The sequence below is a fragment of the Pseudomonas sp. A-R-19 genome (assembly GCF_019956575.1).
Classification (GTDB): domain Bacteria; phylum Pseudomonadota; class Gammaproteobacteria; order Pseudomonadales; family Pseudomonadaceae; genus Aquipseudomonas.
In genome coordinates, this window is record NZ_JAHBDR010000071.1 from 166,995 (window position 1) to 191,768 (window position 24,774).

Below are 24,774 nucleotides of genomic sequence, written 5' to 3' on the forward strand. Positions count from 1 at the left end.
TGCCAGCGATGGGGCCCAAAAGGGTGAAACGCGGGGGAAGTCTACATTGCTGACCCCTGTACGCATCTCGCCTGTTTCATGATGAAGATGAGGCGCTCTCAGTCTGCCGGGTAAAACGCGACAACAGCACGCGATCCAGCACCCACACCACCACCAGCGAAGCCCCCACCAACGGGAAGGCCACCGCCAGGGCGAACATGATCACCATGGCGGTTTTCCATTTCGGCAGGTCGTGGCGCAGTGGCGGTACGCCGAGTTTTCCTTGCGGGCGACGCTTCCACCAGATCACCACACCGCTGACGGCACTGAGCAGGATCATCAGGCAGATCAGCAGTACGATGATCTGATTGAGCGTGCCGAACATTTTGCCTTCGTGCAGCATCACACCGATTTCCGTGGCGCGGGCGACGGTGCTGTAGTGCTCGAAACGAACATCGGCCAGGACCTTGCCGGTGTATTGATCGATGTGCAGCGTGGCGTCATTGCGCGGGTCGTCAGCGAACACGGCGATGGTGAACACCCCGGTCGCGGTGGTCGGCAGGGTGATGCTGTAACCCGGTTCGACCTTGCGCTCGCTGGCGATGTTTTGCACGTCTTGCAGGCGGATTGTCGGCGCGGCCGGGCCGGCCGATGCACCGTCGTGGGCCATGTGTTCGGCGTGGTCGCCGGACATCGGCATCGGCGTGTTTTCCATGGCCCACGGCACGGTCTGGCGGGTCGCGGTGTTGAGGCTGCGCGCCTCGATATCGGACTTCGGCACGTCATCCCACATGGCTGCCGGAAACACGTTCCACACTTCGGCGTATTGCTTGCCCCAGAAGCCGGTCCAGGTCATGCCGCTGAGCAGCATCACCAGCAGCAGGGACGCGCCCCAGAACCCGGTGACCGCGTGCAGGTCGCGCCACAATACGCGACCACGACTGTTCAGGCGTGGCCACAAGATGCCTGCCGCCTGACCGCGCGGCCACCACAGGAAGATGCCGGACACCACCAGCACCACGCCCCAACCGGCGGCCAGTTCGATCAGTCGATCACCCACGGTGCCGATCATCAGTTCGCCGTGAATCGCACGGGCAATGGCTTGCAGGTTCTTCTTGGCGTCTTGCTCGCCGAGGATATCGCCGTGGTAAGGGTCGACGAAAACGTTCAGCTCCTTGCCATCGTTGAGCACGACAAACTGTGCGCTGCGCTCGGCGTTGACCGGCGGCAGGTATTGCGTGACCTGGCCTTGTGGATAAGCCGTTTTCACCCGCGTCAGCAGGTCGTCGGCCGGCACGGTGTGATGCCCGGCCGGGACGTTGAGCAGGCTGCTGTACATCAACGAGTCGAGTTGCGGTTTGAACAGGTAGATGGTGCCGGTCAGGGCCAGCATCACCATGAAGGGCGCCACGAACAATCCGGCATAGAAATGCCAGCGCCAGGCCAGGTTGTAGAAATTCACTTTGGGCTGTTTCATCACGTGTGCTCCGCTTGGCTGGATCTTTTAGTTGTTTGTTTTGCGGTTGCCTTGCAACCGATCGCGGGCAAACCCGCTCCCCTGTAGGAGCGAGCTTGCTCGCGAAGCTTTTAGAAGCTCATGTCCACCTTGGTCCAGAGCGTGCGCCCCGGTTCCTTGATGGCTTGCGGGTCATTGGCGGGGTAGCCGAAACCGGCGTTGCCGGCCAGGTTCAAGTGCTCGGCGTACGCCTTGCCGAACAGGTTGTCGACGCCGCTGCTGACCTTCCAGTTGCTGTTGATCCGATAGGCACCGTTGAGGGAGAACACGCCGAAGCCCGGCGTCTTGTCGAAGTCCTTGCCGACCACGTTGCCCTTGTTCTGGTCGATGCGGTTTTGCGCGGTGACCACTCTCCACAGTGCGCCGGCGCTCCAGTTGTCTTCGCTGTAGGTCAGGCCGAAACGGGCATCCAGCGGCGGCATCTGCGGCAATGCACTGCCATCGCTGCTGTTCTTGCCCCAGGCGTAGGCCAGGGTCGCGTCGGCTTTCCAGTTGTCGGTGAAGTTGTAAGCGGCGCCCAGTTCGCCGCCCATGATTCGCGCGTCGATGTTCTCGGCTTGCGAGGTCATGCCCATCATCGTCGGGGTGTAGTTGAACAGGATGTAGTCGCGTACCTGCCCGACGTAAGCCGAGGCCCAGGCTTCGAGGGTTTCGGTCTTGTATTGCAGACCGAAATCGAGCTGGGTGGTTTTTTCCGGCTTGATCGAATCGAAGGCATTCACTGAGCCGGCGGGGCCGGAGTTGGGTGAAAACAGCTCCCAGTAATCCGGGAACCGCTGGGTGTGACCGAGGCCGGCATACAGCGTGGTCGGGCTATCGGCCAGGTCGTGCTCGTAGCGGATGAAGCCGCTCGGCAGGGTATCGGCGCGGGTGTCGTCGGCGGTCGGGTTCGGGCGGGTCATCATGCCCGAGCCGGTGGTTTGCCGATAATCCTTGGCCGAGGCGCGGTCCAGGCGTGCGCCGCTGATCAAGCGGTCACGGTCGGCGGCGTACCAGGTCAGTTCGCCGAACACACCGTAGTTATGGAAGTCGGCATCCTTGGTGTACGGCAGGTCCTTGTAGGTGTCGACGCCCATGGCGCTGCGCTGACGATGTTCGTTGGTCTGCGCGTCGATGCCGCTGACCAGCTGCACATCAGCCCAACGCCAGGTGGCCTTGACCCGTGCACCGAGGGTGCGGCGGTCGACGTTGGAGGCCATGGGGCCGGCCATCATTCCGGTGCCGGACGGCGTGCGCAGGGTGTAGTTGTCCATCACGTGGTCGGCGTAGTTGTAGTAGACCTGCGCTTCGACCTTATCCAGTACCTCGCCGATGTTGGACTGCTCGAAACGCAAGCCGAGGCTTTCGCGCAGGAATTGCGCACCATCCATGCCGCGGCCGGCGTACCGGGCATCACCGTCGCCACGGCCGGCGGTCAGTTCCAGCAAGGTGTCGGCATTCGGCGTCCAGCCTAGCGCCACATCGCCGTTCCATTTTTCATAGCGCGACGCCACGGTGTCGTTGTTGCCGTCCTGATAGTCGTCGGAGTGCGCGGTGTTGCCGATGACCCGTATGTAACCCGACTGGCCGCCGGCTGCGGCGTCCACCAGTTTGTCAAAACGGCCGTAGGAGCCGGCCAGCACGCTGGCGTTGACCCGTGTGCCAAGTTCGCCGAAGTGCTCCGGCTCGCGCTCGAACAGGATGGTGCCGGCCGAAGAACCCGGCCCCCACAACACGGTTTGCGGGCCTTTGATCACGGTGAGCTTGTCGTAGGTTTCCGGCGAGATGTACGAGGTCGGGGCATCCATCCGGCCCGGACAGGCACCGAGCATCATGCTGCCGTTGGTGAGGATGTTCAGCCGCGAACCGAACATGCCGCGCAGCACCGGATCGCCGTTGGTGCCGCCATTGCGCACCATGGCGAAGCCGGGGATGGTTTTCAGGTAGTCGGCGCCGTCGCTGGCCGGCACCGGTTGGCGCGGGTCCTTGGGATTGGTGACGATGGTCAAGGGTGAGCTGGGCGCAATGGCGGTAATCACCGTCGGGCTCAATTCTTCACGATGACCGGCATGTTCATCGGCGAGCGCAGAGGGCGCCAGCAAAGCACCGCACAAAATCGCGGTGGCGTGCCTGAAACGAACGCCGGATTCGTTCAGGGCATAAGAGGCTTGGGCAGGGCTCAAGCACGGGACAGCAGAAAAGCTGGACATGACAATTTCCATCGAACAGTCGTAAACGACACGGCCGACAGCCTGCGCAATTCCCTGTAGTAGCGGGCTTGCTCGCGAAGAGGGCGTGTCAGTCAACACAGATGTCGCCTGGCACACCGCTTTCCCGAGCAAGCCCGCTCCCACAGGTTGCTGTGGCTGTCTTGCGGACCGTGTGAAATCAGATGTGAGTGTTTACGCGACGACGGGCGGGGCGCGGGTGCGGGCGCCGGGGAAGAAGGTTTGCCGGGCATGGCCCAGGCGCGGAGAGGGTGTGGTGAAGGTGTTGACGGGCGGGATGACGAAGTTGGCGAAAGACACGCCACCGGTCAGTGCCGGGCAATTGAACAGCAGGCTGCAATAGCCGCACTTTTCCCACAGCACGTGGTGCCCCGGGGCTGGCGGGCAATGCTCGGCAGTGGCTTGCGTGCCATGGTCGGCATGCTCCATCGCCGACATGTCCATGCTCATACCCACTGGCATGGTCATCGACATGGCGCGCGAATCCATCGGCATCGACTGGGAAATCAGCGGACCGATAAAGATCATCAGCATGGCGAACAGGCTGATCCAGCTGCCGCGTGTCAGACTCAATGCCTGATTGCGTGACCTGGATGACCTGGCGCTAAGCGGGCGCATGGGCGTTTTCAGCTCAGGCGATTACGGATTGTGCACGTGCGCTTGCATGCTGTCCGGCGCCTGCTTCTGCACCGCGACTTCGACCGTTACATTACCGGCCTTCTCGAAGTGCAGCGTCATCGGGAAGCGCTTGCCATCAACCAGCAGGCTGCGGTCCTTGAGGCCAAGCAACATCACGTGATAGGCCATCGGGGCGAAAGTGACCTCGCCACCGGCGGGCACTTCCACGCTCGGTACGTGCTGCATTTTCATCACGTCGCCTTGCATCAGGTGCTCATGCAATTGCGCTTCGCCGGCAATGGGGGTGTCGACGCTGAGCAGGCGGTCCGCGGTCTGGCCTTTATTGTCGATCACGAAATACGCCGCGACAGTAGGCGCATTGGGTGGCAATTCCTGGGACCACGGATGAGCGATTTCCAGTGTGCCGACCTTGTATTCGTGGGCATTGGCAAAGCAGGCAGGCAGCAGCAACGCGGCCAGAACGATGAATTTGTTCAACATGGCAGTTCTCCGGAACGATTTAAACGCAGGTCAATTGCGAGAAAAAATCACACCAGAGGGGACGCGCGGGGGTTGAGACTCGGCCATTGCTGGCGCGGTGACGGGCTTTGGAGAGAGGTCGCAGGCAGGCTTCGGTTGGACTCGAAGTGCGCGAAATACATCTGTGGCGTATGCCCTGGCAACGCCACCAATGGCGCCGAACCCGAGCAGCACCAGCAATGCTGCATGTTGGAATGATCGTCGTTTTGCGGGGCTTTCTGTTCAAGGTCGCCGATGGAAATCGCCACCATCCTGGTGCCGCTGGAGCTGCAGAAGCTGCCCCACAACAATTGCTCGGCGGATGACTTCGCCGTTTGCGCCATCGCTCCGGACATCGGCATGGCGAGCAGGTTGAACAGCACTGCGAAGCAGGCTATCCAGGCAATTGCGAGCCGTTGTCGGGACATGGGACAAAATCCGTTTGGGTGGGCGATCAGGCGCGGGCTATTTAGCCTGATCAGGGCCGATAAGTAAAAAGGCGACGTGCGGTGTGGTGTCGCAGCGCGATCCTTTCGTAGCTTTAATGATAGTCGTGAATTTCAAAGTGCCAGTAGTGCTTGAGCTTTGTTCAGATTCCGCCGGACTATAGGGTTGGAATCCGGGAATGGATAATCGGCGTGCTCCGAAAGAGCCGTAAGAAAAATCTCGGCGGGTAGGGATCAAGATCAGTCGAAGAGCGACAAGGCGGTCAGGATTTCTGTCACCCTTTCAAACTCCCGATCAACTCCCGGCAACGTCGGCCGTTTCAATACAATCACCGGCAGACCACGCTCACGCGCCACTTCCAGCTTCGGCTCGGTCGCCGTGCTGCCGCTGTTTTTGCTGATCAGCACGTCGATGTTTCGCCGTTCGAACAGCTCACGTTCATCGTCAATCAGGAAAGGCCCCCGTGCGCCGATCACTTCGCAGCGCTCGTTGCCCGGATACACGTCCAGTGCGCGCAGGGTCCAGAATTGCTCCGGGGGAATTTCATCCAGGTGTTGCAGGGGCTCGCGACCGAGGGTGAACAGCGGCCGGCGGAAAAGCTTCAGGGCTTCGATCAGTTCGCCCCAATCGGCGACTTCCCGCCAGTCGTCTCCCACCTGGGCTTGCCAGGCCGGACGCCGTAGCGCCCAGCAGGGAACGCCGCTCAAGTGCGCGGCAGTCGCGGCGTTCTGGCTGATCTGGGCGGCGTAGGGGTGAGTGGCGTCGAGCAGCAGATCGATCCCTTCATCGCGAATGAATTGCGCCAGGCCCTCGGTACCGCCGTAGCCGCCGACACGAACCTGGCATTGCAGATCGGTCGGCACCCGACCGACCCCGGCCAGGCTGTAGATATGCTGCGGTCCCAGCGTGCGGGCAATCGCCATGGCTTCGGTCACACCGCCGAGCAACAGGATGCGCTTCATTGAAAAGCTCCCGCATGGCCGACAATCCCGCCCTGGCGATCGATGGCAAAGACTTCCACCTGGACCTGAGTCGGCACCACGCTGCGGGCAAAATCCAGGGCGTGCTGACAGACTGCATCACCCAGGGCGACCCCGGCGGCGGCGGCCATGGCCAATGCCTGCTGGCTGGTGTTGGCCTCGCGGATGCTCTGCTGCAACGCCGCATCGGCGCCGACCTGCGCTGCCCATAGCGCCAGTTGCGGCAGATCGATACTCGAATGGCGACTGTGCAGATCCATATGCCCGGCCGCCAGTTTGCTGATCTTGCCGAAACCACCGCACAGGCTGAGTTTATCCACAGGGACTTTGCGCAGGTGCTTGAGCACGGCGCCAACGAAGTCGCCCATTTCGATCAGGGCGATTTCCGGCAGGTTGTAGACCCGGCGCATGGTGTCTTCGCTGGCATTGCCGGTGCAGGCGGCGATGTGCAGGTAACCGTTGGTTTTCGCCACGTCGATCCCCTGATGGATCGAGGCGATGTAGGCCGCGCAGGAAAATGGCCGGACGATGCCGCTGGTGCCAAGGATCGACAGGCCACCAAGAATGCCCAGGCGCGGGTTCATGGTTTTCAGTGCCAGTGCCTCGCCGTCCTCGACATTGACCGTGACCTCGAAACCACCGCTGTAGCCGAGTTCGTCGGCCAGTCGGGCCAAGTGTTCGCTGATCATTTTGCGTGGCACCGGGTTGATCGCGGGCTCGCCGACACCCAGCACCAGCCCGGGCCGGGTCACGGTGCCCACGCCGCGGCCGGCATGGAAGCGAGTCCCCGGCTCGGGGCTCAGGCGCACCTGGGAGTAGAGCAGGGCGCCGTGGGTCACGTCGGGATCGTCACCGGCATCCTTGAGGGTTCCCGCTTCGGCGCCGTCCCCGGTGAGGCGACAGAATTCCAGGCGCATCTGCACCTGCTTGCCTTTGGGCAGCACGATTTCCACTGCATCGGCCGATGTGCCATCCAGCAGCAGGCGCGCGGCGGCGAGGCTGGTAGCCGTGGCGCAACTTCCGGTGGTCAGGCCACTGCGCAGGGGGGCGGGTTGTTCGGCGGTTTCGTCACGCATCGAAGGGTTTCGTCACGTCCAGCAAGGTAATCGGCAAGGCCTGGCGCCAGGTGTCGAAGTCGCCCAGCGGTTGTGCCTGCGCGATATGAATGCGGGTCAACTCCCCGCCATGTTGCTCGCGCCAGGTCATCAGGGTCATTTCACTTTGCAGGGTGACCGCGTTGGCAATCAACCGGCCGCCGGGCTTGAGTTCGGCCCAGCAGGTATCGAGCACGCCTTCGCGGGTGACACCGCCACCGATGAAAATCGCATCCGGCCGCTCCAGCCCGGCCAATGCCTGTGGCGCGCTGCCGCGAACCAGTTGCAGGCCGGGAACGCCGAGGGCATCGCGGTTGTGTTCGATCAACGCTTGTCGGCCCGCATCGGCTTCGATGGCCAGCGCGCGACAACTTGGGTGAGCGCGCATCCATTCGATGCCAATCGAGCCGCTGCCGGCACCGACGTCCCACAACAACTCGCCGGGGACTGGGGCCAGGCGCGCGAGGGTGATGGCGCGCACATCGCGTTTAGTCAGTTGGCCGTCGTGTTGGAAGGCCGAGTCCGGCAGGCCGGCCAGTCGCGACAGGCGTAGCGTGTTCGGCTCGGCGATGCACTCGATGGCGATCAGGTTCAGGTCGGCGATCAGCGCATCGTCCCAGCCGCTGGCCATGCCGTCGACACGCCGCTCGGCTTCCCCGCCCAGGTGCTCCAGCACGGTGAGGCGGCTAGGGCCGAAGCCACGTTCGCGCAACAGTGCAGCGATGGCGGCGGGACTGCGGCCGTCGTTGCTCAATACCAGCAAGCGCACGCCGCTGGACAGGTGGGCGTTGAGTGCGGCGACAGGCCGGGCCACCACCGACAGAGTGACCACATCCTGCAGGGGCCAACCCATTCGCGCTGCGGCCAGTGAGCAGGAGGACGGCGCGGGAAGCGTCAGCATTTCGGCCGCGGGGAGTTGCCGGGCGAGGCTGGCGCCGACGCCGAAGAACATCGGATCGCCGCTGGCCAGCACGCAGACGGGGTCGCCACGTCTGGTCAAAATCGCTTCAAGGGTAAAAGGACTTGGCCACAACTGCCGTTCCCCACGGATGCAGGCTGGCAGCAGATCCAGTTGCCGTTGACCACCTATGATTCGCGAAGCGTTCAGCAGAGCATGCCGGGCATTTTTTCCAAGCCCCTTGAAGCCGTCCTCTCCGATGCCTACTACTGTCAGCCAGGGGGTCATGCTGTTCCTCATCTATCAATCGAAGCCAAATCACGGTGCCGGTCCGTGACGGGCGGGCGGTTGCGCATCATACCTCGGTGTGGCAGTCGCCTGTCGTCATCGAGTGAAAGCGTGCTTTTGACAGTGATGAAAGCGTTCAAGTGCTAGGGTGTTCAATCTTATGTTGGTTTGCGCAGTTCAAATCTCCTCATGGTGATTTCGCGAAGCTTTTTTTTAACCAGCGATCTTTTGTCATCGTATTTGTTTGTATCAAATTTAAAACTGGCTCGCCTCTGGATGATTTGTGATTCCTGATCTTCCCAGTCCCAGAACAGGAAGCTACTTTTCCTTGTGAGCACTTCCAGTTCAAGATTAAAGACGGCTATTTCCAGATCCCCGCTCGAATTGTAGCGTGCCGGTATTACCTGAAAGCTTTTTCCCATATTGCTCTCTTCGTCCAGTGAAAATAGCGCCGGCCTATCGGGCTTCAGCGCGTCGAGCGTGTCAATCATGGCATTTCCTTGGCGGGAGTCGCGCATGCCTTGGGCGCTTTGCACCAGAAACTCCGCAACGCTGTGTGAGATGACGATGCTGGTGCGGGTGAAAATCGCGTTTTCAAAGACAGACCAACCCAGGAAGTCCAAGGTAGTTACATATTCATGCATCCACTTTAACGAATCAGCGAAACGGCTGCAGACCATGTCGGCGGACTTTGTGGCTAATTGAGTGCAATCGGTAAGGTCTTCATGGGCTTGCAGTGATAGTTCGTCTATACATGAAGTAATATTGTGTCCGGTTAGTACTCCGGAGATATTGTTTTTGTTCATATGTTGCTCCTGATATTTAATTATGTCTTTGTGGGTGGTTGCTCATGATTGAAAGTACAGGAGTCAATAGGGAGAATTAAATAAGAACAGGTTGTGGGGGGTTTTTTTGTTGTTAGTGTTTTTTGCGAACTTTTATTCCTGCCAATTCGGGCGTCAGAACAGACAGCCTTGCACGGGCCCAAGCGCTTTTCGTCGTCAAGCTGCCCGGACTTTTCATCCTGCCAGACAAAGCAGGCATAATGCTGCCCTTCGTCTCGTACCGGACATCCAGTGAATTCTCGCCAGAAATCCAACCCCTTACGTCCTTCGGCCTGTCCCGGGTTGCTGCGTATTGTCCCGGCGTTGGACGGCGGCATTTGCCGAATCAAACTCAGCAGTGGTTCCATCAGCGCACAGCAGGCCGTCGCGGTGGCCGATGCAGCCGAGCGATATGCCGGTGGCGTGATCGAAGCGACCAACCGCGCCAACCTGCAGATCCGTGGAATCGGCAGCGAACAGGCAGCCTTGATCGACTGCCTGCTAGCCGCAGGGTTGGGTCCGAGCAATGCGGCGGGCGACGATGTTCGCAATCTGATGCTCAGCCCAGCTGCCGGGTTCGATCGGCAGATGCTGTTCGATACCCGTGCGCTGGCCGAGCGAATTTTGACCACGGTGCAACAGCACGAACGGTTTCACGATCTCAGCGCCAAGTTCGCCGTGCAGCTCGATGGCGGCGAAGCCCTGGCAATGCTTGAGCATCCCCACGACCTGTGGCTCGCAGCCTTCGAGCGAAACGGTGAGCGACGGCTGGCGTTTGGGATGGCCGGATGCCCGACGGACACACCGGCAGGTTCGGTCGCGCTCGACGATGGCCATGCCCTGGTCGTCGCGGTGCTTGAGCTGTTCCTTGAACTGGCGCGTCCCGAGCAGACGCGTATGCGTCATTTGCTGGCCGAGTACTCGGTCGAGGGCCTTCTGCTTCGGTTGGCTGGGCGTGTATCGCTGCAAGCGGTCGTCGATTGGCAGCGGGTTTCGGGTGGCGCTGATTTGCACATTGGCGCACATCCCCAGGCCGAGCCTGGTGTTGTCTATGTAGGGGCTGTCCCGCCGTTGGGGCGGCTCGATCCGACGATGCTGCGCGGTGTGGCACAACTGGCACGCGAGTTCGGTGATTCCAGTCTGCGCTTCACGCCCTGGCAAAGCCTGCTGCTGCCCAACGTCCGCGCGAAAAACGCCGCTGAGGTCATTCGGCAATTGCAATGTCTGGGCTTGCAGTGCGAAGCCGATCAACCCTTGTCCCGGTTGATCGCCTGCACCGGCTCAAACGGCTGTGGTAAAGGCCTGGCCGAGACCAAGGGCGATGCCCTGAAACTGGCCGCGCTGCTGCACCGCCATGGACCGGCGCTGAACATACACCTGAGTGGCTGTCCGCGTTCCTGCGCTGCCGCACATACCGCGCCCGTCACACTGTTGGCCGTTGCCCCCGGCCACTACGATCTCTATTTTCGCGATGCAGCGCAGCCAGGTTTCGGCGCGCTGCACGCACACAACCTTACTATTGAAGCGGTCGCGACCTTGCTCGACGCCCGCTCACGGAGCCCCCTTGATGCTTGATTACATCCGCGATGGTCAGGAGATCTATCGCAACTCCTTCGCGATCATTCGCGCCGAGGCCAACCTCGACCGAATTCCGGCCGATCTGGAGAAACTCGCCGTTCGTGTGATTCACGCCTGCGGCATGGTCGAGGCCATCGACGGTTTGCAGTTTTCCGAAGGGGCGGGCAAGGCCGGGCGTGATGCGCTGGCGGCCGGCGCGCCGATTTTGTGCGATGCACGGATGGTCTCCGAAGGTGTGACCCGCGCGCGCCTGCCGGCGAACAATGCAGTGATCTGCACCCTGCGTGATGAGAGCGTTTCAGGGCTTGCCCTTGAATTGGGCAATACCCGCTCAGCCGCTGCGCTGGAGCTGTGGCGTCCACATCTGGAAGGCAGTGTAGTGGTCATAGGCAACGCTCCGACGGCGCTGTTTTACCTGCTGGAAATGCTCGACGCCGGTGCGCCGAAGCCGGCGCTGATCCTCGGTTTTCCGGTGGGCTTTGTCGGCGCCGCCGAATCCAAGGCTGCGCTGGCGGCTGACAGCCGGGGTGTGCCTTTTGTCATCATGCAAGGTCGGCTGGGCGGTAGCGCCATGGCCGCCGCCGCTGTCAATGCCCTCGCCACGGAGATCGAATGATGCAGCAACCTGGACGTTTGATCGGCCTCGGCGTCGGCCCTGGTGATCCGGAACTGATTACAGTCAAGGCGCTGCGGTTGCTGCGCGAGTCGCCTGTAGTGGCGTACTTCGTCGCCAAGGGCAAGAAAGGCAACGCCTTCGGCATCATCGAAGCGCATCTGCAGGAAGCACAGAATCTGTTGCCACTGGTGTACCCGGTGACCACCGAAGCCTTGCCGGCGCCGTTGTCCTACGAGCAAGTGATCAGCGACTTTTATGATGACGCTGCGCAAGAGCTGGCGGCGCATCTGGATGCCGGTCGCGACGTGGCGGTGATTTGCGAAGGCGATCCGTTCTTCTACGGCTCCTACATGTACCTGCACGACCGGCTTGCCGAGCGTTATCAGGCTGAAGTCGTGCCGGGCGTGTGCTCGATGCTGGGTGGCGCCTCGGTGCTCGGTGCACCACTGGTGTATCGCAATCAGAGTCTGTCGGTGTTGTCCGGTGTGTTGCCGCACGACGAACTCAAGCGTCGCCTGGCCGATGCCGATGCGGCGGTGATCATGAAACTGGGGCGCAACTTTCCCAAGGTGCGCCAGGTGCTGGAAGAACTCGGCCTGGCCGAACGGGCGCTGTACGTCGAGCGTGCGACCATGGCCAATCAGAAGATCGTGCCGCTGGATCAGGTCGAGCCGATGTCATCGCCGTATTTCTCGTTGATCATCGTTCCCGGTGAAAGGTGGCAAGGCTGATGAACCGTCCAGTTCCGGCGATTGTCATTCTCGGCAATGGTAGCCTCGCGACCGCGCGCCGTATTCAGCAGGTGTACCCCGAAGCCCAGATCCTTGGCCTGGCCGAACGGGTCGAAGGCGCGGATCGGGTCTATCACGAATTCGGCGCGACCCTGCGCGAGCTCTATCAACAGGGCACACCGATCATTGCCCTGTGCGCGGCCGGGATCGTGATTCGCACGCTGGCGCCCTTGTTGCTGGAAAAAGGCGCCGAACCACCGGTATTGGCGGTGGCCGAAGACGGCAGCGCCGTGGTTCCACTGCTAGGCGGTCTCGGTGGGGTGAATGTGATGGCGCGCGAGATTGCCGCCACGCTTGAAGTCGCTGCGGCGATCACCACCAGCGGCGAGTTGCGTTTTGGCACCTGCCTGCTCAATCCGCCCAGCGGCTATGCCTTGGGCGATCTGGAACTGGGCAAGCGTTTCGTTTCCGATTTGCTCGCCGGGGAAACGGTGCGCATTGAGGGTAAGGCCCCGTGGCTGGCGCAGGCGCAGTTGCCTGAAGATGCGCAGGCCCGATTGGCGGTGCACGTCAGTCATGCCGAACGGGCACCCGCAGCCAATGAACTGTTGATCTACCCGCGCAATGTGGTGGTCGCTGTTGAGGTTGGTCTGGTTAACGTAGCGGTGGTAGTTCGCGAGGTATTGCATCAGGCCAAAATCGCCGTGCAGTCGCTGGCCTGTCTGTTGGCCGCCGATACCGAAATGGCCAGTCCGGCGCTGCGTGAAGCGGCGCTTGAGTTGGGCGTGCCGTTGCGCTTTGGCCAGACTGGGAAGGTCCTTGGCGAACGTCTGCGTACTGCCGTGGGTCAACCTGTTTCCCTGCTTGGTAACGACACCGTTGCCATTGCGATAGCAGAGCAGCCGCTGGACTCGTTGCAGATTGGCCGGCCTCGTGGACGGTTGGCGGTGATCGGCCTTGGGCCGGGCGCTGCTGAACTGATGGTGCCGGCAGTGAAGGCGGAGCTGGCCCGCGCCAACGATGTATTGGGCTACGAAACCTACGTGCGCATGGCTGGGCCGTTTCGCGCCGATCAGGTGCTGCATTGCACCGACAACCGCGAAGAGATGCAGCGCGCCCGTCACGCTTTCGAACTGGCGGCCCAGGGACGTTCGGTGGTGGTGGTTTCTTCGGGGGATCCGGGGGTTTTTGCCATGGCCGCGGCGGTGCTGGAGGCGCTGCACGAATCCACTGACGTCCATTGGCACAACGTCGATCTCGAGATTTTGCCGGGAGTTTCCGCCTCGCTGGCGACGGCTGCCCAGGCCGGCGCACCGCTGGGGCATGACTTCTGTGTGCTGTCGCTCTCGGATAACCTCAAGCCTTGGTCGATTATCGAGAAACGCCTGGATTTGGCCGCTCAAGCCGATCTGGCCCTGGCCTTCTACAACCCGATCTCGCGTTCACGGCCGTGGCAGTTAGGGAGGGCGTTAGAGATAGTCGCCGAGCATCGCGCGCCTGAAACACCAGTGGTCCTGGGTCGGGACATTGGTCGTCCGGGCCAGACCTTGCGCGTTACGACGCTGGGGCAGTTGACCCCGGATCAGGTTGACATGCGCACCATGGTGCTGATCGGCTCGTCCACCACCTGCTCTTTCCCTCGTCCTGGGGGGGGCGAATGGGTCTACACGCCGCGTTGGTATGGCGACAAACCCGCTTCCTGAATCAAGACGCCTCTTTGGAGGCGTTTTTTTTGCGAAGTATCCTGCATCAACAAGTTTCTGGTTTGTGGGTTTTTTTTGCTGGAAATATAAGTTTAAATATTGAAAGTATTTATAAGTGGCTGTTTTGATATTGTGTGGTGTGCCTGTTGATAACGATTTCTTGGCGTATGTTTTTATATGTCGGGAATTTCGTTGTTTCGATAGGGTGTGCAATATGTGTTAGTGGAGAGCAATAAATATGGATTTTGATTTTTCTGTTATCCCTAATCTTGAACAACGCCTTGAGTTTATTCGGAGTATGGACCTTCTTCGTGTCCAGCGTTCAGGCAAGATCAGGAAGTTTGCCGTTGGCGATAACGTCGGGGCATATGATGATCGAGCGCAAAGTGCGATGTTGATTGGCAGAACGCTGCTGGGCTGTATGGCAGGCTTGAGCCGGGAAGAAAAGAAAGAAATCAAGAACAGCATCAAGATTGCCAGTCTGCTGTGTGATACATACGAAAATGAGGAACTTGGTCTTGGCGATTGGCTGAATCGCTACGCGAGAACGCTTAATCATTTTGGATGGTATTCGGATCGACATCCGGGTGAAAAAGTTTATAAGGACCTGTCCAGTACAGTTTCCGGGAAAATGATTGAAACGGTTCGGCAACTGGGTAACGAACCCATGCTGACCAACAGTATAGCGGCATTCAAGGCGCTAGAATCTGACTCTCGTGGGCTGACGGCTTATGCCGGAGCTACGCTGTACGGCAAATCCTTTCAAGTTGCACCAGCAGGGCGTGATAGTAAGGGGAGACTGACGATGGAGCTTAATCATGCGCGGTTGAACGTCAAGCGAAAAACCGAGAGTTTCCTGTTTGTCAGTTGGCAGAAGGGTGAGGCCGAGTTGCAGCATAATTACCGAAGCTTTTATCTCGACAGAAACGCTTACGCGGACACGAAAGAGAAGTTGGAGGCTGTCCTCGAGGAAAACGATATGGCCGAAATCGAGCTAAGGCTTTGAAAGCACGTTGCCGCTATTTTGTAAGTAGTGGTTATTGTGATTTGTTGTGTGTCGTTTTTAAATTTGGCCGGTATTGACACTCAGTTGTGAATTGATTAGCTTTGGTTTTGGGCCGGGATTGGCTCTTTTAATACATTATATGGATATTCAAAATGACTAATATTACTGCAGTAGAAATGAACGAAGCGCAATGTCTGGAGTTTATCGAGGAAAGTCTGAATGAAACTTTGCCTGTCATTCAGCAGCAGAACTCCGGTGGACGAGTTCGCCGTGCCGCCGGCGGGGTTATTGATACCGATAAGTTGAATGCGGCAATTCTAAACTCCACGATGGTTTCGTTACCCGTGGGCATGAGTTCCCGCAATAAAACAATCATAAAGCGAACCTTTTTGTTTGCCGACCTGTCTGCGCAGATCAAGTTTCCCAACGAGCAAGATCAGGTTCAACGCTGGGAACACATGCTTAAAGGGATGCGGGTCATGGGCTGGACCATGTTCGGCAACCCGACGATCAATTACCAGGAGTCGGCGAGCGGCCTGCTAATGTCCAACCTGGTGCTGGACATTGCCAAATCGATGATAGGCGGTCTTGGCGGTGGTCTAGGACCTATCTTGAAGCTAGGGGCGGAAAAGGCGATCGAAGGTCTGCAAGCCAATAAAGAAGCATTGAAGCTCTATGAAAATAACGGCAAGAAAGGCGATGGCGCAAACTTCGGTCTCGCAAGCTGTGCACAGGATAGCGATGGTGAAGTCAGCCTGGTGATGAGCGCTATCAGTTATTACACCACGTCCGGAAATACCAAGATCGCTTTCTTTGACAAGACCTCTTCATCTGGCAGGTTGTTTCAATCCAAGGGTGTTTTCAGCATCCATGCCGATGACTATACCGAGAGGAAGGAGGATGCAGCCAACAAGTTCTATGAGGCTGTCGATAAGCGTCTGGAAATGGAGTTTGGTATCTGATTTCCAGTCTGGTCAGGTGCGCTGCACCTGACCTTTTACGGAGTGTGCAGTATGAGTAGTAGTGGTTATGTTAATGCAGGGTGCTTATTGGTCATTTCATCATCGCTGTCGGCATCGGTGCGTGAAGATGTCCTTTCTTCATTTCTCTATGCACAATTGACCTCGACCAAGAGTTACCCGGAATTCAAGGACTTCAACGCGTGGAATGCCAGGTGTACCGAGGCATTGAAATTTCTTCTCTATAAAGAATCGGGCCGGGTGGGGGATGGTTTCTTTTCGTCTTCTGTGGATAAAAGCGTAACGTTCGAGAGCCTTGTCAGGCAACGGCTGACGCCTTTGTTGGCGCCTGATGAATGCTGCTCGTTGGATCTTTTGCTGCAACACGCCTTGAGTCTTGGAGTGCAGAGCCCTGGTCTCGATTTGTTGACGCGATACGCCGTGGAGGCGGGAGGGACGGATAGCGGTAGTGCCCAAGTTGTCAACCGTATCAGGATCCATGCCGGCGTGGTGGATGAGTCTGCAACCCTGAGAATGCTGACAATCAACCTCGCTACCCGTACACCCATTGAACCGGGTTTTCTCAACCAGAGTTTCATGTTGAGCGAGATTGTCGGAGATGTTGAAACGAGATGCGTTGTCGCCCAACTGGGCGAAGACTACGCAGAGTACAAAAGAAAGAGGGTGCTCGACACTCTCGGTGGACGGCGTGAAAAGGAGGTTGAAAGACTTTACTGATGTGTTCTTGTTAACCCATCACGGCACCAGATAACCCTTCACCCCGGTAAAAATGATCTGCGCCGCCAGCGCACACACGAACAACCCCATCAAGCGGCTGACGATCTGCAGTCCCTGGTCGCCAAGAATGCGCTCGATGCGACCAGATAAAAACAGCACCACGCCCACGGTAAAACTGGCCAGGGCAATGCCGACAATGGCGGTGAGCTTGTCGTCCCAGTGCGGCTGGCTCACGCCCATCACCAGTAAGGCACCGATGGTGCCGGGGCCGACGGTCAGGGGAATGGTCAGCGGGACGATGGTCACATCCTGCTGCACGTTGTCAGTCTGTACCGCCGACTTGCCTTGCGCCATCCCGAGTGCCGAGATGAACAGGACGCTGCCGGCGCCGATGCGGAAGGCGTCCACGGTAATGCCGAAAACACTGAAAATCACTCGGCCGAACAGGTACAGCAGCACACTTGAGACCAGTGTGGCGACCGCTACCTTCCAGGCCAGCCGACGCTGTTCCTTGCGCGAGTAACCACGGGTCAGGCTGATGAAGCAGGACAATACGAAGAATGGGCTGTAGAGCACCAGCATCTTCAAGTAAACGCTGAACAACACTTGGAGCATGATGCCGGGCTCACTGGCGAGGGAAGTCGAGGGGGAGTCTATCAGGGGTTGCGCAGTCTGTCGGCTCAGGACGTTTGGGTCGTTGCCCGATTCTGTTGGTCACGTTGGGCGACCCAGTGTTCGATCAACTCGCGCAACTGCGACAGTTCGACCGGTTTGGCCATGTGTCCGTCCATGCCGGCCTGCCGTGCCCGTTCTTTGTGTTCGGCCAGGATATGGGCGGTCAATGCCACTATGGGCGTACGGACACGCTGGTTGCCGACTTCCCAGGCACGCAATTGCTGGGTGGCCGAGAAGCCGTCGAGGATCGGCATTTCGCAGTCCATGAGCACCAGGTCATAACGCTGGGCTTTCATCGCTTGCAAGGCTTCTTCGCCATTGCAGGCGGTATCCGGTTGCAGGTTGAGCTTGCTCAGCATGCCGCGGATCACCTTGGTCGAAATGCTGTTGTCTTCGGCCACCAGAATACGGAAATCGCTGGGGACCTTGACCGGCAGGGCAGGGCCGCTTGGCAGTGGCTGGGTGACGACCAGACCTTTGTTGCGTTGGGTCAGCTCGTCGGCCAGGGTGGTCTTGAGGGTGTAGCCGGCCACCGGTTTGGCGAGGATGCGCTTGATCCCGGAGTTGCGCGCGATGATCTTGCTCGGCGCATTGCTGATGCCGGTGAGCATGATCAGCAGGATGTCGTGGTTCAGGCTCGGGTCTTCCTTGATCTTGGCCGCCAGTTGCATGCCGGTCATGCCGGGCATGTTCTGGTCCAGCAAGACCACATCGAAGTAATCGCGCAAATGCGCCTTGGTGCGCAGCAGTGCCAGTGCTTCCTTGCCGGAAGGCGCGGCGCTGACGTTCAGGCCCCAGGCGCTGCATTGCTGCACCAGCACCTTGCGACAAGTGTCGTTGTCGTCCACCACCAATACCCGCGCACCTTGCAGTGGGCCGTCGAGGTCGGAGGTCGGGTGTTCGAGGCGATCCGGGTCCAGCGGCAGGGTCAGCCACAGGGTGCTGCCCTGGTTGCTGCCACTCTTGATTCCGAACTCCCCTTGCATCAAGCGGATCAGCTGGCGGGCAATCACCAGCCCCAGGTTGCCGCCCAGGTGGGTGGCCGACAGAAAATGCCGGCTGTGCAGTTCGGCGTGCATCAGGGCGTCGCGCTCTTCGGCGTCCATGGGCTCGCCGCTGTCCTGTACGGCGATACGCAGGCGTTGTTTGGAGTTGCGCTCATCGAGCGCCACGACGATGAGGATTTCGCCTTCATCGGTTTTTTTCAGGGCGTTTTCCAAAAGGCTCAACAGCGTCTGGCGCAGGCGTGTCGGATCACCGCTGATCACCCGCGGCACTTGCGGCTGGATGAAACTGATCAACTCGACGTTTTGCTGTTCGGCCTTGGCGCGGAAGATGCTCAGGCAGTCTTCGATCAGTGCGTTGAGGTCGAACTGCACATCGTCCAGCTCGATCTGTCCGGACTCAAGTTTGGAAATGTCGAGAATTTCGTTGATCAGGGTCAGCAGCTCGTTGCCGGCGCTGTGGATCGTCTGCACATAGTCGCGTTGCTTGACCGAAAGCGGTGTGCCCAGCAGCAGCTCGGTCATGCCAAGGACGCCGTTCATCGGAGTGCGGATCTCGTGGCTGATCTTCGCCAGGAACTCGGCCTTGGCGTTGATCTCGGCGTTGCTGGCCGCCAGGTCTCGGCTGATGCTGAAACGGTCTTCGGTGATGCGGCGCTGACGCTCGCTTAACGCAATGCTCATCAGCAGGCCGCTGATGCAGATGAATGCCAGCAAGGTGGTGATCAGGCCATGGGGTTCGATCAGGGTCAGCCCCAGCAGTGCGGGCAGGATGACCAGCGTCCCGAGGTTGAACACCACCATGGCTGCTACGAAGAGGCGAGCCGGGCGATAACCCTTTTGCCAGTGATAGGCGCTGATGAACAGCATGGTCAGGCCCGCCAGGGCTACCAGGCCATAGGTAATGAAGTTCAGCGGCAAGGTGTTGACGAACAGCAGCATCAATCCGCAGGCGGTGATGAGCAGGACCTCGCCGAGCAGCAACCGGTTCAGCGGGTGCGGCCCGAGCGGGGAGAAGAAGCGATAGGCGAGCATCAGGCCGCAGGGCGCAGTCAGTAGCAATGCCAGATAAGCCCCCGGCGTTTGCAGTGCGTGCCAGTCCGGGAGCCAGGGGCCGGCGAGGTTCAGCAACAGTAGCAGGCTGAGCATCAGCAGCCCTTCGCACGCCGCCAGCCAGAGGGCGCTGTGCGAACGAGTGTAGGCGTAGCGGATGAGGTTGTGCAGGATCAACATGGCGATGCAACCGAACAACAGGCCATAGATCAGCGTCTGGTTGTGGTTGGCCGCTGCGATGACCGCCGATTGCAGGGTGATGTAGGGTCGCAACTGATGGTCGGAGGCCAGCCGCAGGTATACGTCCAGGGGGCTGTCGCTTTGCGGTAGGGCCAGCATGAAGTCGCTGCTGGGCAATGGCCGCTCGGATTGGGGCTGTTCGTTGCCTGTGCTGGATTGATCGATCAGCTTGTCGCCGTCCAGCACATACATGTTGAACTGGCGCAGGTCAGGCGCGAACACCCGCAGCACCTGTTCGTGTTTGCCCGGTGCAAGCTTGAATCGCAACCATAACGCGCCATCGGGCTCGGCCGCGGTGATGCGGTCGAGTTCGATAGGGCTGAATTGATTGGTGTAGCGTGCGGAACGGATGTCGCTCAGTTGCAGGTCGCCCTGTTCGTCGAGCAATACTGCCCAGCCACTGCCTTGCGCGGCCTGGGCCGGTAGCATGCAGAGCAAGGTCAGCAACGTGACGGTCAAGCTTATGGCGATCCTGAGCCAGCGCACGGCGAAATCCCTTCGTTAGGTTGATGCCAGAATATAACGATGCGCGGCGCCAGAATAGCCAGGCAATAAACGGTGTTCATTGCCTGGCGCGGTGTTTACCTTATTCCTGGTTTTCGCCACGCTCGCGGGCGATGGCACGGTAGCCAATGTCCTTGCGATAGAAACAGCCTTCCCAGTCAATCGCTGCCGCCAGCTTGTAGGCCTGCTGCTGTGCAGCGTCGACGCTGGCACCCATGGCTGTGGCGCACAGCACACGACCACCGGCCGTCACTACCTGGCCATCCTTGAGCGCAGTGCCGGCGTGGAAAACCTTGCCTTCCAGTGCGGCGGCTGCATCCAGGCCATTGATGGCCACGCCTTTGGCGTAGTCACCAGGATAGCCGCCAGCGGCCAGGACGATACCGACGCTTGGGCGTGGATCCCATTGTGCTTCTACTTTATCCAGTGCCTGGGCCAGGGCGGCTTCGACCAGCAGTACCAGGCTCGACTGCAGACGCAGCATTACCGGTTGGGTCTCAGGGTCGCCGAAACGGCAGTTGAATTCGATGACTTTTGGGTTACCAGCCTTGTCGATCATCAGACCAGCGTACAGGAAGCCAGTGTAGACGTTGCCTTCCTCGGCCATGCCGCGCACGGTCGGCCAGATCACCAGGTCCATGACGCGCTTGTGCACGTCGGCGGTGACCACTGGCGCCGGGGAGTAAGCACCCATGCCGCCGGTGTTTGGACCGGTGTCGCCGTCGCCGACGCGTTTGTGGTCCTGGCTGGTGGCCATTGGCAGCACATTCTTGCCGTCGACCATGACGATGAAACTGGCTTCTTCGCCGTCCAGGAACTCTTCGATGACCACGCGCGAACCCGCTTCGCCAAAGGCATTGCCCGCCAGCATGTCGCGCACGGCGTCTTCGGCTTCGGCCAGGGTCATGGCGACGATCACGCCTTTGCCGGCGGCCAGGCCGTCGGCCTTGATCACGATCGGAGCGCCTTTTTCACGCAGGTAAGCCAGGGCTGGCTCGATTTCGGTGAAGTTCTGGTAATCGGCAGTCGGGATCTTGTGGCGCGCCAGGAAGTCCTTGGTGAAGGCTTTCGAACCTTCCAGCTGCGCAGCGCCAGCGGTTGGACCGAAGCAATCCAGGCCGCGGCTGCGGAACAGATCCACAACACCGGCAACCAGCGGCACTTCGGGGCCAACGATGGTCAGGGAAACGTTTTTCTCGGCAAAGTCTGCCAGTTGCTCAAGCGCCAGTACGTCGATGGCGACGTTCTCGCACTTGGCTTCGATGGCGGTACCGGCATTGCCCGGAGCCACGAACACCTTCTGCACGCGCGGATCCTGAGCCACTTTCCAGGCCAGGGCGTGTTCACGGCCACCGCTGCCAATGATCAAAACATTCATTTCAAAAACCTCGGATGACGCTAATTCTGTTGAGCACCGCTGGGATGCTTTACCTGTGGGAGCGGGCTTGCTCGCGAAAGCGGTGTGTCAGTCACATGAATACTGAATGTGCTGCCGTCTTCGCGAGCAAGCCCGCTCCCACATTTGAATCGGTGTATCAGTGACGGAAGTGGCGCATGCCGGTGAAGACCATGGCGATGCCGGCTTCGTCGGCAGCAGCAATCACTTCAGCATCACGCATCGAACCGCCTGGTTGGATCACGGCAGTCACGCCCGCCTTGGCCGCATTGTCCAGACCGTCGCGGAACGGGAAGAATGCGTCGGAGGCCATCACTGAACCGGCTACCTGCAGGCCAGCGTGCTCGGCCTTGATCGCGGCAATGCGCGCGGAGTTCACGCGGCTCATCTGGCCGGCGCCGACACCGATGGTCTGGCGATTCTTGGCGTAGACGATAGCGTTGGACTTCACGTACTTGGCGACTTTCCAGGCGAAGATCAGGTCGTGGATTTCCTGCTCGGTCGGAGCGCGCTTGGTCACCACTTTCAGGTCGTCGGCGCCGATCATGCCGATGTCGCGGCTCTGCACCAGCAGGCCACCGTTGACGCGCTTGTAATCCCAGGCAGCAGCGCGGTCAGCCGACCACTCGCCGCAGGCCAGCAGGCGCACGTTGGCTTTGGCGGCGACAATGGCGCGGGCTTCTTCGCTGACGCTTGGGGCGATGATCACTTCGACGAACTGACGCTCGACGATGGCCTTGGCGGTCTCGGCGTCCAGCTCGCGGTTGAAGGCGATGATGCCGCCGAAAGCGGATTCGGTGTCGGTGGCGTAGGCCAGGTCGTAGGCCTTGCGGATGCCGCCTTCGGCATCAGGGCTGACAGCCACGCCGCACGGGTTGGCGTGCTTGACGATCACGCAAGCCGGCTTGACGAAGCTCTTCACGCATTCCAGCGCGGCGTCGGTGTCGGCCACGTTGTTGTACGACAGTTCCTTGCCTTGCAGTTGGGTCGCGGTGGCGATGCCGACTTCGGCAGGCTTGGCTTCCACGTAGAACGCCGCGCTCTGGTGCGGGTTCTCGCCGTAGCGCATTTCCTGGGCCTTGATGAACTGGCTGTTGAAGGTGCGCGGGAATTCGCTGCGACCTTCGGTGCTGAGGGTGTCAGCGGCCTGGTTCACGGTGCCCATGTAGTTGGCGATCATGCCGTCGTAGGCGGCGGTGTGCTCGAAGGCCTTGAGCATCAGGTCGAAACGCTGGGCGTAGGTCAGGCCACCGGCCTTGAGGTTTTCCAAGACGCTGGCGTAGTCGCTGGCGTTGACCACGATGGCCACGTCCTTGTGGTTCTTGGCCGCTGAGCGAACCATGGTCGGGCCGCCGATGTCGATGTTCTCGATGGCGGTCGGCAGGTCGCAGCCTGGCTTGTTGATGGTGGCTTCGAACGGGTACAGGTTGACCGCTACCAGGTCGATCGGCTTGATGCCGTGCTCGTTCATGATGGCGTCGTCGATACCACGACGACCGAGGATTCCGCCGTGGATTTTCGGGTGCAGGGTTTTCACCCGGCCGTCCATCATTTCCGCGAAACCGGTGTAATCAGCGACTTCCACTGCGGCAACGCCGTTGTCCTGCAGCAGCTTGAACGTCCCGCCGGTGGAGAGGATCTCGACGCCCAGGGCTTCAAGCTCCTTGGCGAATTCGAGGATCCCGGTCTTGTCGGAAACGCTGATCAAGGCGCGGCGGATCGGCAGGCGGGTAGTCTGGTCGGTCATCTCAATTTCCATCAAAAGCAAAGGAAGTCAGCAAAAAAGGCGACCGGTTTTACGCGGGCGCCTTTCTGGTTTTATTGAATGCTTACAGCAAATCGTACTGCTTGAGTTTCTTGCGCAGCGTGCCCCGGTTCAGTCCGAGCATCTCGCTGGCCTTGGTCTGGTTGCCCTTGACGTAGTTCATCACGCACTCGAGCAGGGGAGCCTCGACTTCGGAGAGCACCAGGTTGTACACATCCGTGACGGCAGCGCCCTCAAGGTGGGCGAAATAATTGTGCAGCGCCTTCTCGACACTCCCGCGAAGGGTCTGGCCTTCTTCGCTTGGCGTATTGAGGTGCTGTTTCAAATTTACGTTGTCGCTCACGGGTGTTGTTCCACTCACTAAAGTCTCGGTCATCATCGTCATGCGGCCACCCACTCTCCGTCCCCTGTCAGGCTCTTGTAACGCTCGGCGAAAAATGCCCGAACGTTGGCGCATTGTGTATCCGTACCATCCAAACGATTGAAGTGGGCGCGAAACTCCCTGGCGCCCGGCAGGGTTGCGAGATACCAGCCCACATGCTTTCGAGCAATGCGCACGCCCATGACATCGCCATAGAAGGCGTGCAGGGCAGCCAGATGCTCTAGCAGAATGCGTTCCACCTCGATCAGCTCCAGCGCCGGGAGTTTCTCGCCGGTACGCAGGTAGTGGTCGATCTCGCGAAAAATCCATGGCCGCCCCTGGGCAGCCCGGCCAATCAACAAACCATCGGCACCGGTCGCGTCGAGCACGTACCGGGCTTTTTCCGGCGAATCGATATCGCCATTGGCGAAGACCGGGATCGACACCGCCTGCTTGATCGCGGCAATGGTGTCGTACTCGGCTTCACCGGTGTACAGGTCGGCACGGGTGCGGCCATGCACTGCCAGCGCCGTAATGCCTGCCTGCTCGGCGATCTTCGCCACCGTCAGGCCGTTCTTGTTGTCCCGGTCCCAACCGGTCCGGATCTTCAGGGTAACCGGCACATCGACCGCAGCCACGACGGCCTGCAGGATCTCGGTTACCAGAGGTTCATCCTTCAACAGTGCGGAACCGGCAGCCTTGTTGCAGACTTTTTTCGCCGGACAGCCCATGTTGATATCAATAATCTGCGCGCCCATTTCAACGTTGGCACGGGCGGCGTCCGCCAGCATCTGCGCGTCCCCACCGGCGATCTGTACCGAGCGTGGCTCGGGATCACCTTCGTGGATCATGCGCATGCGCGACTTGCGGGTGTTCCACAAACTCATGTCGCTGGTGACCATTTCCGAGACTACTAGCCCCGCGCCCAAGCGCTTGCACAGCTGACGAAAGGGCTGGTCGGTGACACCCGCCATGGGGGCGAGGATCAAGCTGTTATGCAATGTGTATGGACCGATGCGTACCGCCGACATAGGACTTCCCTGTTGTGGGGCCGGATCATGAGAGTTCGAAAAAG

General features: G+C 59.9%; 22 protein-coding genes. 7 read left to right on the top strand and 15 right to left on the bottom strand.

Features of this window, described 5'->3' with window-relative positions; translation table 11 throughout:
• Positions 1 to 76: 76 nt before the first annotated feature.
• From KGA88_RS20760 to KGA88_RS20800, 9 genes are all read right to left on the bottom strand, one after another.
• Positions 77 to 1,456 carry a PepSY-associated TM helix domain-containing protein gene (locus tag KGA88_RS20760; protein WP_223593997.1) on the bottom strand — a complete coding sequence of 460 codons (1,380 nt, stop codon included), beginning with the start codon at positions 1,454 to 1,456 and terminating at the stop codon, positions 77 to 79.
• Between the two features lie 110 nt (positions 1,457 to 1,566).
• Complete coding sequence (locus KGA88_RS20765) at positions 1,567 to 3,684, bottom strand: TonB-dependent copper receptor (protein WP_223594000.1); 2,118 nt, start codon at positions 3,682 to 3,684, stop codon at positions 1,567 to 1,569.
• A 192-nt stretch (positions 3,685 to 3,876) separates the two neighbouring features.
• A complete protein-coding gene (locus tag KGA88_RS20770) occupies positions 3,877 to 4,320 on the bottom strand; it encodes a DUF2946 domain-containing protein (RefSeq protein WP_223594001.1) in 444 nt (147 codons plus the stop codon).
• 21 nt (positions 4,321 to 4,341) lie between these two features.
• The gene (locus KGA88_RS20775; protein WP_223594003.1) at positions 4,342 to 4,821 is read right to left on the bottom strand and encodes a copper chaperone PCu(A)C; all 480 of its coding nucleotides are present in this window, start codon (positions 4,819 to 4,821) and stop codon (positions 4,342 to 4,344) included.
• Between the two features lie 47 nt (positions 4,822 to 4,868).
• A complete protein-coding gene (locus tag KGA88_RS20780; protein WP_110657383.1) occupies positions 4,869 to 5,267 on the bottom strand; it encodes a DUF2946 domain-containing protein in 399 nt (132 codons plus the stop codon).
• 258 nt (positions 5,268 to 5,525) lie between these two features.
• Positions 5,526 to 6,248: a cobalt-precorrin-6A reductase gene (locus KGA88_RS20785; protein ID WP_223594005.1), complete on the bottom strand. Its 723-nt coding sequence runs from the start codon at positions 6,246 to 6,248 to the stop codon at positions 5,526 to 5,528.
• The gene (locus KGA88_RS20790; protein ID WP_110657379.1) at positions 6,245 to 7,342 is read right to left on the bottom strand and encodes a cobalt-precorrin-5B (C(1))-methyltransferase; all 1,098 of its coding nucleotides are present in this window, start codon (positions 7,340 to 7,342) and stop codon (positions 6,245 to 6,247) included. The genes KGA88_RS20785 and KGA88_RS20790 overlap by 4 nt, the downstream gene beginning before the upstream one ends.
• Positions 7,335 to 8,546, bottom strand: coding sequence for a precorrin-6y C5,15-methyltransferase (decarboxylating) subunit CbiE (cbiE, locus tag KGA88_RS20795; protein ID WP_223594007.1), 1,212 nt, complete (start codon positions 8,544 to 8,546; stop codon positions 7,335 to 7,337). The genes KGA88_RS20790 and cbiE overlap by 8 nt, the downstream gene beginning before the upstream one ends.
• Before the next feature lie 158 nt (positions 8,547 to 8,704).
• On the bottom strand, positions 8,705 to 9,352 hold the full coding sequence (locus KGA88_RS20800) for a hypothetical protein (protein ID WP_110657375.1): 648 nt from the start codon (positions 9,350 to 9,352) through the stop codon (positions 8,705 to 8,707).
• A 270-nt stretch (positions 9,353 to 9,622) separates the two neighbouring features.
• Here KGA88_RS20800 and cobG point away from each other — a divergent pair, with 270 nt between their 5' ends.
• The 7 genes from cobG (at position 9,623) to KGA88_RS20835 (ending at position 16,701) form a co-directional block, all read left to right on the top strand.
• On the top strand, positions 9,623 to 10,945 hold the full coding sequence (gene cobG, locus KGA88_RS20805) for a precorrin-3B synthase (RefSeq protein ID WP_223594009.1): 1,323 nt from the start codon (positions 9,623 to 9,625) through the stop codon (positions 10,943 to 10,945).
• Positions 10,938 to 11,564, top strand: coding sequence for a precorrin-8X methylmutase (locus KGA88_RS20810; RefSeq protein ID WP_223594011.1), 627 nt, complete (start codon positions 10,938 to 10,940; stop codon positions 11,562 to 11,564). The genes cobG and KGA88_RS20810 overlap by 8 nt, the downstream gene beginning before the upstream one ends.
• A complete protein-coding gene (locus tag KGA88_RS20815; protein WP_223594077.1) occupies positions 11,564 to 12,295 on the top strand; it encodes a precorrin-2 C(20)-methyltransferase in 732 nt (243 codons plus the stop codon). Before KGA88_RS20810 ends, KGA88_RS20815 begins: the two co-directional genes overlap by 1 nt.
• Entirely contained in the window at positions 12,295 to 13,998 is a 1,704-nt protein-coding gene (gene cobJ, locus KGA88_RS20820; RefSeq protein WP_223594013.1) for a precorrin-3B C(17)-methyltransferase, read from the top strand. The genes KGA88_RS20815 and cobJ overlap by 1 nt, the downstream gene beginning before the upstream one ends.
• A 238-nt stretch (positions 13,999 to 14,236) precedes the next feature.
• Positions 14,237 to 15,004 carry a hypothetical protein gene (locus KGA88_RS20825; protein WP_223594015.1) on the top strand — a complete coding sequence of 256 codons (768 nt, stop codon included), beginning with the start codon at positions 14,237 to 14,239 and terminating at the stop codon, positions 15,002 to 15,004.
• Between the two features lie 152 nt (positions 15,005 to 15,156).
• A complete protein-coding gene (locus KGA88_RS20830) occupies positions 15,157 to 15,966 on the top strand; it encodes a hypothetical protein (RefSeq protein ID WP_223594017.1) in 810 nt (269 codons plus the stop codon).
• 51 nt (positions 15,967 to 16,017) lie between these two features.
• The gene (locus KGA88_RS20835; RefSeq protein WP_223594020.1) at positions 16,018 to 16,701 is read left to right on the top strand and encodes a hypothetical protein; all 684 of its coding nucleotides are present in this window, start codon (positions 16,018 to 16,020) and stop codon (positions 16,699 to 16,701) included.
• An 18-nt stretch (positions 16,702 to 16,719) separates the two neighbouring features.
• On the opposite strand, the gene KGA88_RS20840 is transcribed toward KGA88_RS20835, so the two are convergent.
• The 6 genes from KGA88_RS20840 to dusB form a co-directional block, all read right to left on the bottom strand.
• Positions 16,720 to 17,316 carry a MarC family protein gene (locus tag KGA88_RS20840; protein WP_223594022.1) on the bottom strand — a complete coding sequence of 199 codons (597 nt, stop codon included), beginning with the start codon at positions 17,314 to 17,316 and terminating at the stop codon, positions 16,720 to 16,722.
• A 65-nt stretch (positions 17,317 to 17,381) separates the two neighbouring features.
• On the bottom strand, positions 17,382 to 20,159 hold the full coding sequence (locus tag KGA88_RS20845; protein WP_223594025.1) for a hybrid sensor histidine kinase/response regulator: 2,778 nt from the start codon (positions 20,157 to 20,159) through the stop codon (positions 17,382 to 17,384).
• Between the two features lie 100 nt (positions 20,160 to 20,259).
• Positions 20,260 to 21,555 (bottom strand): phosphoribosylamine--glycine ligase, encoded by a 1,296-nt coding sequence (purD, locus tag KGA88_RS20850; RefSeq protein ID WP_110657359.1) that lies wholly within the window; start codon positions 21,553 to 21,555, stop codon positions 20,260 to 20,262.
• Positions 21,556 to 21,712: 157 nt separating this feature from the next.
• Entirely contained in the window at positions 21,713 to 23,320 is a 1,608-nt protein-coding gene (gene purH, locus KGA88_RS20855) for a bifunctional phosphoribosylaminoimidazolecarboxamide formyltransferase/IMP cyclohydrolase (RefSeq protein ID WP_110657356.1), read from the bottom strand.
• 82 nt (positions 23,321 to 23,402) lie between these two features.
• On the bottom strand, positions 23,403 to 23,723 hold the full coding sequence (gene fis, locus KGA88_RS20860) for a DNA-binding transcriptional regulator Fis (RefSeq protein WP_015093301.1): 321 nt from the start codon (positions 23,721 to 23,723) through the stop codon (positions 23,403 to 23,405).
• A complete protein-coding gene (dusB, locus tag KGA88_RS20865; protein WP_103397188.1) occupies positions 23,720 to 24,730 on the bottom strand; it encodes a tRNA dihydrouridine synthase DusB in 1,011 nt (336 codons plus the stop codon). Before dusB ends, fis begins: the two co-directional genes overlap by 4 nt.
• Positions 24,731 to 24,774 lie beyond the last annotated feature (44 nt).

Coding starts and splice junctions, on each gene's coding strand:
- KGA88_RS20760 (WP_223593997.1), bottom strand. CDS start 1,456: ATGAAACAGCCCAAAGTGAATTTCTACAACCTGGCCTGGCGCTGGCAT.
- KGA88_RS20765 (WP_223594000.1), bottom strand. CDS start 3,684: ATGTCCAGCTTTTCTGCTGTCCCGTGCTTGAGCCCTGCCCAAGCCTCT.
- KGA88_RS20770 (WP_223594001.1), bottom strand. CDS start 4,320: ATGCGCCCGCTTAGCGCCAGGTCATCCAGGTCACGCAATCAGGCATTG.
- KGA88_RS20775 (WP_223594003.1), bottom strand. CDS start 4,821: ATGTTGAACAAATTCATCGTTCTGGCCGCGTTGCTGCTGCCTGCCTGC.
- KGA88_RS20780 (WP_110657383.1), bottom strand. CDS start 5,267: ATGTCCCGACAACGGCTCGCAATTGCCTGGATAGCCTGCTTCGCAGTG.
- KGA88_RS20785 (WP_223594005.1), bottom strand. CDS start 6,248: ATGAAGCGCATCCTGTTGCTCGGCGGTGTGACCGAAGCCATGGCGATT.
- KGA88_RS20790 (WP_110657379.1), bottom strand. CDS start 7,342: ATGCGTGACGAAACCGCCGAACAACCCGCCCCCCTGCGCAGTGGCCTG.
- cbiE (WP_223594007.1), bottom strand. CDS start 8,546: ATGACCCCCTGGCTGACAGTAGTAGGCATCGGAGAGGACGGCTTCAAG.
- KGA88_RS20800 (WP_110657375.1), bottom strand. CDS start 9,352: ATGAACAAAAACAATATCTCCGGAGTACTAACCGGACACAATATTACT.
- KGA88_RS20810 (WP_223594011.1), top strand. CDS start 10,938: ATGCTTGATTACATCCGCGATGGTCAGGAGATCTATCGCAACTCCTTC.
- KGA88_RS20815 (WP_223594077.1), top strand. CDS start 11,564: ATGCAGCAACCTGGACGTTTGATCGGCCTCGGCGTCGGCCCTGGTGAT.
- cobJ (WP_223594013.1), top strand. CDS start 12,295: ATGAACCGTCCAGTTCCGGCGATTGTCATTCTCGGCAATGGTAGCCTC.
- KGA88_RS20825 (WP_223594015.1), top strand. CDS start 14,237: ATGGATTTTGATTTTTCTGTTATCCCTAATCTTGAACAACGCCTTGAG.
- KGA88_RS20830 (WP_223594017.1), top strand. CDS start 15,157: ATGACTAATATTACTGCAGTAGAAATGAACGAAGCGCAATGTCTGGAG.
- KGA88_RS20835 (WP_223594020.1), top strand. CDS start 16,018: ATGAGTAGTAGTGGTTATGTTAATGCAGGGTGCTTATTGGTCATTTCA.
- KGA88_RS20840 (WP_223594022.1), bottom strand. CDS start 17,316: ATGCTCCAAGTGTTGTTCAGCGTTTACTTGAAGATGCTGGTGCTCTAC.
- purD (WP_110657359.1), bottom strand. CDS start 21,555: ATGAATGTTTTGATCATTGGCAGCGGTGGCCGTGAACACGCCCTGGCC.
- purH (WP_110657356.1), bottom strand. CDS start 23,320: ATGACCGACCAGACTACCCGCCTGCCGATCCGCCGCGCCTTGATCAGC.
- fis (WP_015093301.1), bottom strand. CDS start 23,723: ATGACGATGATGACCGAGACTTTAGTGAGTGGAACAACACCCGTGAGC.
- dusB (WP_103397188.1), bottom strand. CDS start 24,730: ATGTCGGCGGTACGCATCGGTCCATACACATTGCATAACAGCTTGATC.